The sequence below is a fragment of the Enterococcus sp. DIV0170 genome, from assembly GCF_051710765.1.
Classification (GTDB): Bacteria; Bacillota; Bacilli; order Lactobacillales; family Enterococcaceae; genus Enterococcus_A; species Enterococcus_A raffinosus.
Map to the genome: position 1 here is coordinate 2,600,416 of NZ_JBIOLG010000001.1, position 14,736 is coordinate 2,615,151.

Genomic DNA, 14,736 nt, shown 5'->3' on the forward strand with positions numbered 1-14,736 from the left:
CTTAAGAGATCCAAACCTCATTGACCCCATCATTCTTCGAAACACCATCCGTCAAGGCCAAACGTGAAGAATAAGAAACATAGCCATAATAAATCTGCGTTCCACCGCCGTCCCAAGTCACTGTGATTTGCACATTTGGATTGATCAGCTTCGTATCTGGCATCTCTGATGGGTACTGTTCATTGGTTTCGTAGCTTAGGACATCCCCACTAGCACTGGTGATCGTCGCCTTTCCAAAATACTGAGTTCCATTCACATTTTTCTGTGTCACACTGCCATTCGCACCGATCGTTAATGCCGTTTGCCGTTGGCTAGTTTGGGAATAATAAAAGTAATAGGTATTCGCCCATTTCGCATAGTCCCCGGTAAAGTCGCTTGAACTTCCTGAGGTTCTCACCGCTGGCCGGTCTTTTTCCTGAGCCTTCTGAACGGCTTCCTTGTCCTCTTCTTGCTTAAGTCCTTCTTCATTTTTCTCCGTTAACTCATCTACTTCATCTGCAATCGCTGAAAATTCGCTCTTGCCTAGATCACTGGCAGGGATTCGACTCAGTTTGAGATTGGATTTTTTATAATCACCGTTAATCGTTAATTCCTTGGCTTCCGCAATAATTTCATCATATTTACTGGTATCAGTAGTGCTAGAGGTAGTTGTCGTCGACGGGAGTGTCGCCTCGTTGTTGGAACGACTGGCCATCGCAAAACCGACACCTACAACAACTGCTAGCAATGCCACCCCAGCAATGATGAACGCCCACTTAGGGATACCCGATTTTCCATTGTTCGACACTGCGGCTGTCGTTGGCTTCGTTTCTTGTAGATTGGCGCCTTGGCTTCTTTTTGGCAATGAATCTGTTTTGGCAAATTCGTACCCGCAATGTTCACAAAATAATGAACGATCACTATTTTCTTCCCCGCATCTTGGACAAATTTTCATTTTGAACCCGCTCCTTTTTCCCATTCTTAAGCCCTTTAAAAAAATAATCACTCTTTTTTTCTTAGGTTTATTTTAGCATACAAATAGCAAAAAACATCACAATCATTTCTTTGGTACCTCTTCCGCTCTTGCTAAAAAAGAGCTCGTTGATTTTTATTCAACAAGCTCTACTTCATCTATTTTATTTTTGTTGCCGCTAGACTAAAGTCAGCGATGGCTGTTCGTGTTTTTACAATATCCGAAACTTCTCTAGTTAATACAGCAATCGCAAAGGGATTGTCCTTTGTCAAGACCAACCCAATATCATTTTCGACATTTTGTTGTTCACCAGTGATATTGGCAACTGTCGTACTTTCCGGAAGCTTTTGCGGGATCTTTGTACGGATCACTTGTCCCTCTAATATTTCCAGCATTGTTTTTTGCGGCTCTTTCGATCGATTGTCGTAGATTTTTTTCAATAATTTCATGCAATCATTCAATGATGTGTAATTGTCATCATCGGTGATACGAACATTGATATCCACCATTCGGCGATTAAGTTTTGTCTCTGCATATCCTTGTGCATTGAAATATTCATTTAGCTTATCCATCCCGTAATGGTCAATCAATACATTGGTGGCATTGATGTCATTCTCTTGGATCATGGGGGTAAGCCACTCGGTCAGCTTTTTGTCCTGAATCACCTGATTGCCGCCGTCCTTCTGTGCCAAGGCATAATCCATGATAAACAGTTCAATGATATTTGCAGCGCTGGTTGCTTCAGAATTCTTGCTGGAAACTTCCTGCTTGTCCTTGAAATAATAGACACCATAGTACACCTTTCCGGCACTCTGAGTTAATGATGAGGCATCTAATTTAACCGTTTCCTTCTTTTTAGTGGCGGAGGCTTTTTTCTCAGAACTTTCCTGCTTTTTACTCGTGCTGGAGGTCTTCGTTTTTTTCTTTTTAGAGGATTCCGTTGTCTTTTTAGTTTTTTTCTCAGAACTCTTCTCTGTTTTTTTCTTAGCTGCCTTCTTCGTGCTGCTTGTTGCGGAAGCTTTTTTTGACGAGGATGGCGTATCCTTAGCAGTGACCGTTTCCTTTGGTTTTTCTGGCGAATCATTAAACACACGCGTCACACCAAAATAGGTGCCGCCTGCTAATAGAAGTGCCGCTAAACCGATCACCACGTATTTTCCTTTAGATTTTTCATTTGGATCCGTATGTCTACCCAAAGTCTTCACCTTCTCCCTTTCATATCACTGTGTGGCTTTTTCAATAATAAGTTTATCACATTTCATTATTAAAATAATTTCTTTCGAAAAAGAATATATAATTTATAATTATCATCGATTCCCCTTGATTCAAAACAACTGTTAAATTCATTTTTACAAAACTTTGGAAAAAGTGTTTACTTTTTTCTGTATGTATTCATTTTATTGACATTGCAAGCTTTCATTCCTATTGACTTTGCGACACCCGTTTACTATTTCTTGATTTGGAGCCAAAAAAATCTGACTTAGAAATTTTCCTAAGTCAGACGTTGTTGATCTATTTATTTTTGATTTTTGGATCGAGGTAATCTCGTAGACCATCACCCACAAAGTTGGCGCCGATCGACATAGAGAAGATCGCCACACCCGGGAAGGTGGAGATCCACCAATAGTTCATATTATTGACACCGTCAGAGACCATTGAGCCCCATTCAGGCGTTGGTGGTTGTGTCCCTAATCCCAAGAAGCTTAGTCCTGAGAATGTTACGATCGCGTTCCCGATATCCAGAGTCGCCATAACCAAGAGTGACCCCAAAGCATTCGGTACGATTTCCTTCACCAAAATACGCAAATGACTCGCTCCTAACACTTTGGAGGCGACGATGTATTCATTTTCCTTCAAAGTAATCACGAGACTTCGCATCAGTCGCGCATAGTTGGGCCACCAAATAATCGTCATCGCCAATACTGAGTTGAAGATACTTGGTCCCAACGCCGCGGCAATGACCATCGCCAAAATCAATGGCGGAAAGGCGGCGATCAGCTCTGCGAAACGCATCATGACATCATCGATGATACCACCGACATATCCGGCAATCCCACCATAGATGGTGCCAATGACAATTGTGATACAAACAGTTACTAGTCCCGCAGTAATCGAAACCCGGCTCCCCATCAACACACGAGAAAATACATCTCGTCCCAATTCATCTGTTCCTAATAAATGCCCAGACGATCCTGGAGATAAGAAGCGTCCCGCCATATCTTGAGCTAATGGGTTTTTCGGAACGATTATTGGTGCAAGGATCGCCACAATCACCCACAACGCACAAATGACCAATCCTAATTTAAATAAGAAGTTCTTCTGTCTTAACAATCGTTTCATCAGCTGTACCTCACTCTCGGATCAATGACTCCATAAAGGATGTCGATCAAGAGATTCAGCAGGACGTTGACCATCGCGATCAATAGTGAAACGCCGCAGATTGCTGGAAAATCCAGTGTCGTTGCTGAAAGATACGCATATTGCCCGATTCCCGGCCACGAAAAGATCTTTTCTACAAAGACCATCCCGCCTAACAGGTTACTAAAGCCCATCCCCATAACAGTAATGACAGGAATCAAGGCATTTCCCAACGCATGACGTAACACAATCTGACGCTGAGACAAGCCCTTCGCCTTTGCTGTTCGAATATAGTCCAATGAAGAAACCTCCAGCAAGTTTGAGCGGGTCTGCCGTGAGATGAGTCCCATGGTAAAGAATCCCAATACAATCGCCGGCAGAATCAAATGGGAGAGGGCATCGTTAAGTAATGCCCAATTGCCACTTGTTAGTGCATCTAAGACATAAAGCCCTGTCCCACCTGTTGGCGCCGATATTCGAGAGCTGACTCGTCCACCGCCTGGAAACAGCTGCCACTTAGAGTAAAACAGCAGCAACATGACTAATGCAAACCAGAAGTTCGGGATCGAGACCCCGCTGATTGAGATAGTACGAACTAGATAATCAAACGGCTTGTTGCGATAAACCGCAGAGATGATCCCAAACGTGATCCCGAATAACACCGCGATCAGCATCGCCATGATGGATAGTTCCAAAGTCGCAGGGAAAAACTGTTTTAAATCACTGATAACAGGATTACCGGTGCGAATCGAAGTCCCAAGATCTCCCCGCAACAAGTTGCTCAGATAGATAAAGTATTGCTCCATTAACGGTTTGTCCAATCCCCAGCGTGCTTTGTACGCCGCCACTGCCACAGGATCGCTCATCGCGTTTGGACTCATATTGGATGCAATTGGATCACTGGGAACGAGGTGTGAGATCATGAATACTAAAAACGTCACCCCAATGATCAAAAAGCAAACAAATACTAAGCGCCGTAATAAAAACCTAGCCATATTCCTCATATACTTTTGCCCCTTGCTCTTTGGTTAGTTGATACTGACATCTTGGAAATTGATTTTTTGTACTTCGTAGTAGTTGACACCCTTCAAGCTGTCTCGGTAAGCCAATACTTTTGGATGTTGAACTAAGAAAGCATAAGGCATGTCATCTGCCAATAATTTTTGTAATTCTTCAGATGCTGCCGAACGTTTTTCTTCATCTGATTCTGTTTGAATCGTTTTTTTCAATTCTTCCATCTTCGTATTCGAAGTATCCGTCCATTTCGCCCGTTCGCCCACTGTATCACCTGGTAAGAAGGCTAATTGGTTGTTGATATCCATGTAGTCTGGATGCCAATGCATCATTAAGAAAGCTTCTTTTCCTTCACGATAAGAATCGATTACAACACCAATCTCAGACGTTTCGATCTTCGCATTGATCCCGATTTTTTCTAGATCATCTTTGATTTTTTGACCTAAAGTCGTCCATGACATTCCTTCTGTATCGAAGTTTGCGACTGTGAACTTAATGTCAAAGCCATCTTTGTAACCAGCTTCCTCCATTAATTTCTTCGCTTCGTCTAAGTCTTGATAATCCTTTTCTTTCTCTAATGCGCCCACAAAGCCTTTCGGTACGATATTTAGTGGAAGAACGGCTTGATCGCCTGAAATTTCGAGTAATTCTTTATAATTGATGGCCTTACGAACCGCTTCTTGGACTTTTGGATTCGCCATTGGTCCGCCGATTTCCTCATCTTGGTTCATCAATAAGAAGGTTGTTGTCGAACCAACATAATTCTTAATTTTCACGCCTTCTTGATCCTTCAGTTGAGAAACGTTATCTACACCGATTCCCAAGGCAATATCAATATCCCCTTGTTTCAACATTTGAATCTGCGTATTCACATCTGGAATTTCCTTACAGATGACTTTATCGTTCTTCACTTCACCCCAGTAGTCATCATTCTTGACCAAACTAAGTTCTTCATTTTGTTTCCATTTGTCTAAGACATAGGCTCCTGATCCCGCTGAGTTTGAATTCAACCATTTTTCAGCCGTATCCTTAGAAGAGGCATCCTCTGCATCGGTACCACCATGTTCTTTCACTACTTCTGAATCCAAAATTGCAAAGGAATTGTTCGCAAGCTTCACTAAGAAGGCTGCATCCGGCTCCTTCAATGTAAACTTCACGGTATAGTCATCCGGTGTTTCGATACTTTCAACATTTTCCGTATGATGAGTCGTATTACTTTTTAGATTTTTTGTCCGCATAACGCTGAACTTCACGTCTTTTGACGTCAACTCATTCCCGCTTGAGAATTTCACCCCTTCTTTGATCTTGAACGTGTGAACCTTTTGAGATTCATCTAATTCATGTGATTCTGCTAATGAAGGCTCTGGTGTAGAGGATTCATAAGTTCGATATAAATAATCATACATCGCGTAATACACCATATTGCCGTATACCTCATAGCCATGATGAGGATCCAAAGTCTTCAAATCAGATGCCATCCCGACTACCAATGTCTTGTCGCCATCCCCGCTGCCGCCACCATCGTTTGACCCGTCAGTGCTGCCGCCACCGCCACCACAACCAGCGAGTGTTAACATCACTAAACAAATGACGCTCCACAACATCTTTCTTTTTTTCATACCCTTGTACTCCTCCTTATTTTTTGGTAAATGTATTTAATTTTTCAAACGAAAAATTAAGTCTGATTTTTATGCCGCAGTCTCCCCCGCGAATCTAGTTGAAACACGAAACATTAGCCCTCTTTACTGTGTAGATGACAGGCGACAAAATGCTGGTCCTTCACTTCCTGCAGCTCCGGAACTACCGTCTTGCACTTTTCCATTGCAAATGGACAGCGTGTATGGAATTTGCAGCCCTTAGGCGGATTTGCCGGACTCGGCACATCGCCAGTCAAGACGATCCGTTCCGTCTTTTCCTTGTCGATCGTTGGTGCTGCTGAAATTAAAGCTTTAGTATATGGATGCAGGGTGTCTTTATATAGAGCATCACGATCTGCTAATTCCACGACATTCCCTAAATACATCACCGCGATTCGATCACATAGGTGATAAACCACCCCTAAATCATGGGAAATAAAGAAATAGGTCAGATCCATCTGCTTCTGCAGCTCCACCAGCAGATTGATCACCTGTGCCTGGATCGATACGTCTAAGGCTGAAACAGGTTCGTCGCAAATGATGATATCAGGTTTTAGAGCTAACGCTCGAGCAATCCCGATCCGCTGCTTCTGACCACCGGACATCTCATGAGGATAGCGCTGCTTATAATCTGGTGCTAACCCGACCATTGTCAGCAAGCGATCAATTTCCGCTTCGATCTCTGCTTTGGTCATGTCTTTTTTATGATGTATTTGAAAAGGCTCCGCCAAGATATCTTTGATCTTATTTCGCGGATTCAAACAGGCTGACGGGTCCTGAAAAACGAGCTGAACCTTTGACCCAAAGGCCACTTTTTCTTTTCGGTTCTTAAAGGCGCTGACATCTTGCCCATCGATAATGATCGTTCCGTCCGTTATAGCACCAAGGTTTAGCATAGTCTTTCCCAAGGTACTCTTGCCACAACCGCTCTCGCCTACAATACCGAAAGTCTCGCCTTTATTGACGGTTAAGGACACATCATCAACGGCTTTTAAGGTCCCTTTCTTCCCTTTACTGTCGCGAATCTCAAAATATTGTTTGACATTTTCCATCCTAATAATCGGTTCTTGCGTCATCATTTACGTCGTCACCTCGGTCTCTTCTTCCGTCGAATACTTAAAGCAGCGAACCTTTCGACCATCCTCGTCCGTTGTTAATGCTGGTCGTTTTTCTTTACAAATAGCCATCGCGTAAGGACAGCGAGGATGGAAGCTGCAGCCTTTCGGCATGTTGTCCAGCTGTGGGACCATTCCCTCGATGCTGCTTAATTTTCCTTTTTCATCCTGGATATTCGGTATCGCTGCAATCAAACCTTCCGTGTAAGGATGCTTAGGTTTGTCTAATATTTCACGAATTAATCCTTGCTCAACAACCTTCCCCGTGTACATAACGATCACGCGGTCGCAGACTTCGGACACCACGCCTAAATCATGTGTAATGAGGATGATCCCCATCTTGAGACGATATCTCAATTCCTTTAGAACTTCTAGAATCTGTGCCTGAATCGTCACGTCCAATGCGGTCGTCGGTTCATCCGCGATCAATAGCTGCGGATCACAAGCTAAAGCCATTGCAATCATGACCCGTTGACGCATCCCGCCAGACATTTGATGTGGATATTCGTTAAAGCGCTGCTCTGGTGCAGGTATTCCCACGAGCTTCAGCAGTTCGATCGCCTTTTCTTTCGCATCAGCTTTTGAAATGTCCGTATGAATCAGCATAGATTCAATGATTTGATTGCCGCATTTATGAAGCGGATTCAAAGAAGTCATCGGTTCTTGGAAGATCATCGCTAAATGATTGCCGCGATACTCCTGCTTCTCCTTTTCCTTCATAGCGATCAGATCCGTTCCTTTAAACAGCGCTCTGCCGCTGACTGAACTGGTCGCCTCCTCTAATAGCCCCATAATACTTAATGACGTCACACTTTTCCCGCTGCCGCTTTCTCCAACGATCCCTAATGTTTCATTTTCATTTAATAGAAGCTCTAAATTATTTACGGCAGTTACCTCTCCGTTATAGGTGCGAAATTTGACTGTAAGGTCCTCGACCCGCAGCAGTTCTTTCTCCATAAAATAATTAACTCCCTGCCTTCTAATTTTTAAATTAAGGTTAAAAAATAACTGATCATTCTAATTTAACAAATATTCGAACGCTGTTCTTTTATTCAGATTTTTCGAAAAATATTTTATTTTTTGATTATACCAGTTGCGAAAAGATTGTCAATACAAAGTTTTAAGCGTTTTCTTTAAGAAAGCAGTAACCACAACCTTCATTAAATGAAACCCAAAAATCTTATATTTATTATTAAATTATGCTGAGCTCCTCTCATTTTTAAAAGCCGTATTATATTATCCCTTGTTTTTCGACCTAAATATGCGTTACGAAATAACATACAAAAAGCCCTTGGCAATTTTCTTTTAAAAACTGCCAAGGGCTTCTGCTTTACGATTCAATTTAGTCGTTTACATTAATTTTTCGAAGCGGTTTTCAATCACGCCAATATGCAGCTGGTTAAAATCTCTAAAGGCTCTACAAGGCGTATCTTCTATATCGCAGTCTTCAGCGATATAGATTGGTTTGAAGCCTAACGCTTCGGCTTCTTGCAATTGTTCCAGAGAATTCGAGATGAAATTGACCTTTTGATGACTCAATTCAACCTTCAGAAAGTCCACTAACCCCTGAGGAACCGTTCCGGCAACTTCACCATTGATAGAAAAGTCCAAATAATCCGCTAAATGATGCTCCAGCAAAACATTGTTCATCGTCGCTTGATCATAGAAGACCATTCCGATTTGCTGCTTCCGACTTTTTAAATAGTCCAGCAGCGGTTGAACATTTGCTTGATTTTCTTCTCGTAAAAAAATACTCTCACTTGAAAATACAAAAGTTTCGATCATTTCGTTTCCTCCTACTCCATTTATTTTGTGCGTTTATTCACGAATATTGCTAAAAAAATATCTGTTACTCTATATTGTCTTTTAACTTACATCATTTTTAAAGCGCTGTCAATGAATTGTCGGTTGGAGTTTTTCACTTTACACATCAAAAAAGAGCATAGCTTTTTGCCATGCCCTTCTATTATATAGAAACTACAAAAGTTCTTTTACGAGATCTAGTAAAGTGCGTACATCCTCAGGTCTCGTATCCCCTGTTGCGGAATCAATGATCGAACTGTACACATGAGGGATCACCTTTTCAACACCGGCATCAAGAGCGATTTTGACGATCTCTTGGAAATTCTCCAAATCGATGCCACCCGTTGGCTCTAAGTAAAAATCGTTCTCGGCGCAGGCTTTTGCGACTGCTTGATATTCTTCCTTGCAGGATAAGCCCTTCATCGGGAAGTATTTTACAGAGCTGCCGCCCATATCCTTCAACAAGGCGATCGCTGTTTCGATTGGAACGATTGCTTCAGTGGTTTGCGAGCTCAACGGTCCTGTTGCGATATTGACATAGCCAACCTTACCGCAGGGTGACACTAAGCCGTTAATCACTGTATCTTGTTGTCCAAGCAATGCACGCGAAGTCCCAACACCTGTGAAGACTTGGTTTACATGCTGGGGCTGAAGCTCACCAGATATACGCGAAACCATTTGACTCTGATTCGGATCGCCAGCGCCAAGGCCGACAGACAGTGCATTTTCTGTCGCTGCCTGATAGTTTTTCATATCTTTGATAGCCGCTTCGTCACTCTCATAATTTTTTGATAGCACACCTAGAACAACATGGCCTTCTGCTGCTGTATAGCAATCACGCGCATTTTCAACTGAGTTCGCTAAAACATTCAGACATACTCGCTCTTTATAATAGTTTGGGGTTAATGACATTTATTCAGACTCCTTCTCCATGATTTCTCTTAATCGTCGAACGATTTTATCCATCTCTGCTTCATTTACCGCACGAATATCGAACTCGATAATGCCGTTGTTCGCTTGATATTCTCTCGTATAGATGGCAGGATCTTCTGCTTTTAACGCTTCGATTACTTCGAAAGCGGATTTGTTTTGCACTTTTACACTGGCGCGATAGATCGCTCTTCCAGCACCGTCCTGGACACTTTTAGCCTCTAAGCTCTCGATTTGATCAAGCTGATCAATGAATGGTACAAGACGCTGCTTCATCGACTCCCCCGTCTCACTCCCATTGGCTAAACGATCCTCTAACGCCTGGGTCAACCCCAAGACATTTTCTTTACCAATCTTCATCGCACGTCCGATTCCTTTGCCCTGAAGGCGAAGCCATTCGATGTATTGCTTCTTACCAATGACTAGACCGCTGCTAGGACCTTCGATGGCTTTCGCGCCTGAATAAATGACTAAATCAGCGCCCGCTTTGCTGTACTGATAAAGATCTTCTTCCGCTGCCGCATCAACGATCAGGGGCAGCTGATATTTTTTTGCGACAGCCGCAGCTTCTGCTACTGTCAGCATGCTTTTTTGTACCGTATGGTGGCTTTTGATGTACAGTAATGCCGCAGTTTGATCGGTAATCATCATTTCCATTTGCTCTGGCGAGCAGCCGTTGGCATACCCTGCCTCCACCACTTGTCCGCCACCTTGACTAACCATTACTTCAACTGGCGTTCCGTAATCAACATTGTGTCCCTTCGGCAAAATAATTTCTCGCCCCTGAATACGGTCAGTATAAGGATGATAGGCATGATACATACTGCCTTGTCCAATGACCGCAGCGACAGACTGTGCAATGCCGGCGGATGCAGAGGAAACAATTTGTGCATCCTCTACTTCTAGCAGCTTCGCAATATAGGCACCGGTCTGAATGAAAAGCTCACTCATCTCAAAAAAATGCTCGCAGCCGAAACGTTGTGCCGCTTGCACATTTTCTGATACCTTTGATACACCGAGAATCGTCATTTTCCCAGAAGCGTTGATGACTTCCTTCAAGCCAAATTTGTCGTAACTAATTGTCATAAATGGTGCCTCCAATAATCGTTTTCACTGGTTTGATCAGCTCAGTGGCTGTTCGGGTGAACCCGTTTGAATCCGTTAAGGTTTTCTCGCCCTCCGCCAAATCAAAAATCGTCAGATCCGCATCATAGCCAGCCTTCAATTGTCCTTTTCTCTCTAAATGGAAGTATTTAGCCGGAACCGCAGTTACCTTGTCCAGAATCTCTTCCCAAGAGTACCCAACAACGCGCAGCTTCTCCATCGTTGTCGCCAAATCATAAACAGGCCCATTCTCGCGGTTGCGATGATAGATATCTGTACTGATGGACGTTGCCTTGATCCCTTCCTTTAACGCGATTTCAGCGACATGGAAATTGAAGCTGTCCGTCCCATGACCAATATCAAAAACAATGCCTTTTTCATAAGCAGCCTTTGCGAAATCCTTGATTTGATCGGTTTCTTTGTCCAGAATGCCATTGGGCTTGCCATTAAAGCAATGCGTCAGCACATCTCCCGCATCTAATAGCTCCAATACTTCCCGCAGCTCTGGCGGTGCCGAGCCGATATGAATCATTAATGGAAGGTTTTGATTCTCACGCTGGATATCTTTTGCTAATTCCAATGGCGTGATGCCATTCTCACCAACGACTGTTTTACTCATCCGTGCCTTGATTCCCACGATAAACTTCGGCAGCTCGGCTAACCGATCACGAACGAGAGACGCTTGAATCTTCGATAAATCCGCCAGTTCATCCTGTTCAACGATTCCCCATTTTGAAATATTGACCAAGGCGTAAACATTGGTCTTCACTCTTTTCGTCAGCTCATAAAAATCGCCGATATTTTCCGCACCCGTTGTCCCCGCATCAATCACGGTAGTAACACCTTTAGTGACCCCAATTTCATCTGGATAATCATAATACAGGGTCATTTTTTCATAGCAGTGCACGTGGTCATCGACCCAACCTGCCGATAAGTAATGCTTTCCTTCTAAATCCAGCACTTCCTTTGAAGGGGACTCGATCTCAGCTTCTACCGCTAAGATAGCGCCATCCTTTATCGCCACTTCCACCTTTTCACCGTTCACTCGTTTTCCATTTTTGATTAATAAATCAAACATCCTATGGCCTTCTTTCTACTGAAGTGCTACTGGGAAGATCGTCCCAAGTACCATTGCTCCAAGGATCGCTCCACCAGCAATCGGTTTTTTCCAAGCATAGAAGCCTAACGCTCCCAATGTTGCACCAATCCCGATTGGAATAGAAGCACCACATGCGCTCAAGATAATCAATGGGCCTAAGAAGCGGCCAGAAGAGTTTCCGGCACCCATCATTACATCTGCGCCAAACGTTGAATTCGCTTGATTGATTGTAAATTTACGAATCAAGATGATCACACCGCCGACAAGTAAGCCTAAAACAGCTCCTGTAATCAGCGACAAAGCAAAGTTATCAATAGGTGCCCGAATGCCCATGCTTAAGAAAATCGCCGGAATACCGATACCGATCCCCGTTAGAATCGATCCACCCAAATCAAGAATCCCCACAAGCGAACCCTCTAAGATACGAGCAAACAAGAAACTAGCCCCAAACGCCGCAGCCGCTCCATAAGAACCACCATCTAAGCCTGCCTTCAACATCGCTACGATCGAAACTTCATTAAACGCACCCACCCCATGAGTCACGTACATATGTGTTCCCGCAAAAACCGCCGCAGCCATAATTCCTACCGTAATAGGAAATGCCCAGTCAGCATACCAGAAGCTCTTCGCCTTCTTTTCTTCAGAAAGCGCAATTTGTTCCTTTTCCAATTCTTCTGTGTTATCCATTAAATTCCCTCCTAATTAAGAAATCATTTTTCAAAAAACTTGAAAATGATGTTTTGTCGTTTCGCATACGATGCCGCTAACCATGCCGAAACATAGAGTAAAACTCGCAATCTGGCATCTTATTTTTACCGATGACTAAATTAGCTTAATCCAAGCATCTTGTGGATATTTTCTAACCAGTTCGGCGCCTGCAGCTTGAAGCTTTCCAATACTTGAAGATCGAAGCCACGGAAGAAGCCGCTTAGAACAAACAGTAAGATAATTGCACCCATCATCATCTTGGTTACTTTTGACCAGCCGATCTCATCGACCCCTTTACCAATCAAGATCCCAAGTACCACACCAGGTACCGCATTTCCCATGATTAATTGTGCGATGCCGCCAAATAATGTTCCCCAGAAGCCAGTACGTTTGCCGGCATCCAATGCTGCTAACCAGAAAATGACTGGCATGACGATGTTAATCAATGTTGTTGCTGCGGGAACCAATACGGCTACTGCTGTTACCTGCAATGCTTCTGGAATTGCGGCAGCGGTTGAATTCAAGAATGCCACAACAATCGCACCCACAACAGCGCCCACAAAGCCCATTTTTCTAGGATCATGCATTGTTTCAGAAACATTTTTATTTTTCGCTAATAAGACCGATGCTGCCCAGTTTGGAATGATCCGATGTGTCACATCCTGGGTAAACGCTCCAGCGCCAACCGTTGAAGCCCAAGCATTGAAGAAAAATCCTAATCCAAATGAAAAGTGCGAAGCCGGGTCACCCATACAGGCATTCATCTCACCTAGCGTACGAAAGGCACCCAACCCTTGCGTACTTGGGGCATGAAACATTCGTGCCGCCCCCATCGAGGCAGAAAATCCGAGCAATCCGCCAATGATGATCGATTTAACTAATATAATTGTAAACTCCACTATTTATTTCCTCCTTCTTGTTCGTTCGTCTGACCGTTTCTCCTTAGATCTTTTTGGAAATAACGGGAATTTGAATACCATCAGGATCATCCGTCACTTCCTGTGTAAAGGCGACGTCATTCACTTGAAGCGTCGTCACGTTGACCGTTACTTCCAATTCCACATGATAGCTGGTTCTTTTTCGTGGAAAGAAGAAGAAGAGGAACCGTTCTTTGTAGGTTTTTTCCGTTGCCTTGATCACTTCCACCTCTACTGGCTCAATGCGTAAAATCACTTCCGACTCCTGCATCATTTTTTTCTGAATGTTTCCCAGCGCACTAGCAAACGCATGCTGCTTAGAATCGCCCTTGCCTTCGACAGTCACGATGACTTGTTGACAATCTTGGATACTCATTTGCTCATCTCCCTAATTGTGTTTCTTTTCAAATGCTTCTACTAGACGTTTGCCTAATTCTTCCTGATCCATGAAGCCAAAGCCTAAAACTGTTTTTCCATCATTGATCGCTGTGATCCCTTCTTCGATCGAGCGCATCCCATGACGTTCTGGATACCCATATTTTGTTGCCGCTGTTAATGCGCCTGCTCCGCCGCTGCCGCAAAATGAGATCCCCATGTCTGCTTTTTCCTGCTGCATCACATCACCTAAACGCATATCCGCGCCCATCCCTGGTACGACGACTGCTCTTCCTCCTGCTGCCTCTACGCCTTTTGCGACATTCTGTCCTTTACCCATACGGTCTGCAATTACTACTGTGATCATTTATTTTTCCCCCTAAATTAGTTTTGTTTGGCTGTTTCAAAATGGATTGATAAAACATACATTTCATCTTGTGATAGATTGCTGATTTTTTGGACAACACCATCCGCTAGGCGCAATGCTTCTTGCGAGACTTCGCTGAACATTGCTGGATCTACTTCTGGAATCGCTTCTTGTCCTTTCGAACGCTTCAGCATTTCGTTTAAATGATTGATCAGGATCGTCCATTGCAGTTCTGTCGGTTCGATTTCCGCCTCCGCAAGCTCTCCTGTCAACCAATCGATCAATTCTTCAAGCTCTCTTTGATGTTCACTGGTTGAAATAATTTGTAACGCTTCTCCAGTCACGGTCATTCTCTTC

General features: G+C 43.5%; 16 protein-coding genes. All 16 read right to left on the bottom strand.

Annotated elements, in window-relative coordinates:
- Position 1: 1 nt before the first annotated feature.
- On the bottom strand, positions 2-934 hold the full coding sequence (locus IGI50_RS12560) for a zinc ribbon domain-containing protein (protein ID WP_438777149.1): 933 nt from the start codon (positions 932-934) through the stop codon (positions 2-4).
- 176 nt (positions 935-1,110) lie between these two features.
- On the bottom strand, positions 1,111-2,157 hold the full coding sequence (locus tag IGI50_RS12565; protein WP_438777150.1) for a serine hydrolase: 1,047 nt from the start codon (positions 2,155-2,157) through the stop codon (positions 1,111-1,113).
- 307 nt (positions 2,158-2,464) lie between these two features.
- Positions 2,465-3,292: an ABC transporter permease gene (locus IGI50_RS12570; RefSeq protein WP_222225850.1), complete on the bottom strand. Its 828-nt coding sequence runs from the start codon at positions 3,290-3,292 to the stop codon at positions 2,465-2,467.
- A complete protein-coding gene (locus IGI50_RS12575; RefSeq protein ID WP_261321644.1) occupies positions 3,292-4,305 on the bottom strand; it encodes an ABC transporter permease in 1,014 nt (337 codons plus the stop codon). Before IGI50_RS12575 ends, IGI50_RS12570 begins: the two co-directional genes overlap by 1 nt.
- 33 nt (positions 4,306-4,338) lie before the next feature.
- On the bottom strand, positions 4,339-5,943 hold the full coding sequence (locus IGI50_RS12580; RefSeq protein ID WP_438777151.1) for an ABC transporter substrate-binding protein: 1,605 nt from the start codon (positions 5,941-5,943) through the stop codon (positions 4,339-4,341).
- 113 nt (positions 5,944-6,056) lie between these two features.
- Positions 6,057-7,040 (bottom strand): ABC transporter ATP-binding protein, encoded by a 984-nt coding sequence (locus IGI50_RS12585; protein WP_438777152.1) that lies wholly within the window; start codon positions 7,038-7,040, stop codon positions 6,057-6,059.
- Positions 7,041-8,033, bottom strand: a complete 993-nt coding sequence (locus tag IGI50_RS12590; protein WP_438777153.1) for an ABC transporter ATP-binding protein — start codon at positions 8,031-8,033, stop codon at positions 7,041-7,043.
- Between the two features lie 393 nt (positions 8,034-8,426).
- Positions 8,427-8,861 carry a hypothetical protein gene (locus IGI50_RS12595; protein WP_438777154.1) on the bottom strand — a complete coding sequence of 145 codons (435 nt, stop codon included), beginning with the start codon at positions 8,859-8,861 and terminating at the stop codon, positions 8,427-8,429.
- Positions 8,862-9,053: 192 nt separating this feature from the next.
- Positions 9,054-9,791 (bottom strand): 2-dehydro-3-deoxy-phosphogluconate aldolase, encoded by a 738-nt coding sequence (dagF, locus tag IGI50_RS12600; protein WP_438777155.1) that lies wholly within the window; start codon positions 9,789-9,791, stop codon positions 9,054-9,056.
- Positions 9,792-10,895, bottom strand: a complete 1,104-nt coding sequence (locus IGI50_RS12605; protein ID WP_438777156.1) for a DgaE family pyridoxal phosphate-dependent ammonia lyase — start codon at positions 10,893-10,895, stop codon at positions 9,792-9,794.
- Positions 10,885-11,991, bottom strand: coding sequence for an amidohydrolase/deacetylase family metallohydrolase (locus IGI50_RS12610; RefSeq protein WP_438777157.1), 1,107 nt, complete (start codon positions 11,989-11,991; stop codon positions 10,885-10,887). The genes IGI50_RS12605 and IGI50_RS12610 overlap by 11 nt, the downstream gene beginning before the upstream one ends.
- 15 nt (positions 11,992-12,006) lie before the next feature.
- Positions 12,007-12,699 (bottom strand): DUF4310 family protein, encoded by a 693-nt coding sequence (locus IGI50_RS12615; protein WP_438777158.1) that lies wholly within the window; start codon positions 12,697-12,699, stop codon positions 12,007-12,009.
- A gap of 140 nt (positions 12,700-12,839) precedes the next feature.
- Positions 12,840-13,619 carry a DUF4311 domain-containing protein gene (locus tag IGI50_RS12620; protein WP_438777159.1) on the bottom strand — a complete coding sequence of 260 codons (780 nt, stop codon included), beginning with the start codon at positions 13,617-13,619 and terminating at the stop codon, positions 12,840-12,842.
- Positions 13,620-13,662: 43 nt separating this feature from the next.
- On the bottom strand, positions 13,663-14,013 hold the full coding sequence (locus IGI50_RS12625; protein ID WP_010745529.1) for a DUF4312 family protein: 351 nt from the start codon (positions 14,011-14,013) through the stop codon (positions 13,663-13,665).
- Positions 14,014-14,025: 12 nt separating this feature from the next.
- Positions 14,026-14,379, bottom strand: a complete 354-nt coding sequence (locus IGI50_RS12630; RefSeq protein WP_010745528.1) for a glycine-rich SFCGS family protein — start codon at positions 14,377-14,379, stop codon at positions 14,026-14,028.
- A 17-nt stretch (positions 14,380-14,396) separates the two neighbouring features.
- On the bottom strand, positions 14,397-14,729 hold the full coding sequence (locus IGI50_RS12635) for a PRD domain-containing protein (protein ID WP_438777160.1): 333 nt from the start codon (positions 14,727-14,729) through the stop codon (positions 14,397-14,399).
- Positions 14,730-14,736 lie beyond the last annotated feature (7 nt).

Bases quoted from the DNA above. Each gene is read 5' to 3' on its own strand.
- IGI50_RS12635 (WP_438777160.1), bottom strand. From the start codon at position 14,729: ATGACCGTGACTGGAGAAGCGTTACAAATTATTTCAACCAGTGAACAT.
- IGI50_RS12560 (WP_438777149.1), bottom strand. From the start codon at position 934: ATGAAAATTTGTCCAAGATGCGGGGAAGAAAATAGTGATCGTTCATTA.
- IGI50_RS12590 (WP_438777153.1), bottom strand. From the start codon at position 8,033: ATGGAGAAAGAACTGCTGCGGGTCGAGGACCTTACAGTCAAATTTCGC.
- IGI50_RS12630 (WP_010745528.1), bottom strand. From the start codon at position 14,379: ATGATCACAGTAGTAATTGCAGACCGTATGGGTAAAGGACAGAATGTC.
- IGI50_RS12570 (WP_222225850.1), bottom strand. From the start codon at position 3,292: ATGAAACGATTGTTAAGACAGAAGAACTTCTTATTTAAATTAGGATTG.
- IGI50_RS12585 (WP_438777152.1), bottom strand. From the start codon at position 7,040: ATGATGACGCAAGAACCGATTATTAGGATGGAAAATGTCAAACAATAT.
- dagF (WP_438777155.1), bottom strand. From the start codon at position 9,791: ATGTCATTAACCCCAAACTATTATAAAGAGCGAGTATGTCTGAATGTT.
- IGI50_RS12575 (WP_261321644.1), bottom strand. From the start codon at position 4,305: ATGGCTAGGTTTTTATTACGGCGCTTAGTATTTGTTTGCTTTTTGATC.
- IGI50_RS12625 (WP_010745529.1), bottom strand. From the start codon at position 14,013: ATGAGTATCCAAGATTGTCAACAAGTCATCGTGACTGTCGAAGGCAAG.
- IGI50_RS12610 (WP_438777157.1), bottom strand. From the start codon at position 11,991: ATGTTTGATTTATTAATCAAAAATGGAAAACGAGTGAACGGTGAAAAG.
- IGI50_RS12595 (WP_438777154.1), bottom strand. From the start codon at position 8,861: ATGATCGAAACTTTTGTATTTTCAAGTGAGAGTATTTTTTTACGAGAA.
- IGI50_RS12580 (WP_438777151.1), bottom strand. From the start codon at position 5,943: ATGAAAAAAAGAAAGATGTTGTGGAGCGTCATTTGTTTAGTGATGTTA.
- IGI50_RS12615 (WP_438777158.1), bottom strand. From the start codon at position 12,699: ATGGATAACACAGAAGAATTGGAAAAGGAACAAATTGCGCTTTCTGAA.
- IGI50_RS12605 (WP_438777156.1), bottom strand. From the start codon at position 10,895: ATGACAATTAGTTACGACAAATTTGGCTTGAAGGAAGTCATCAACGCT.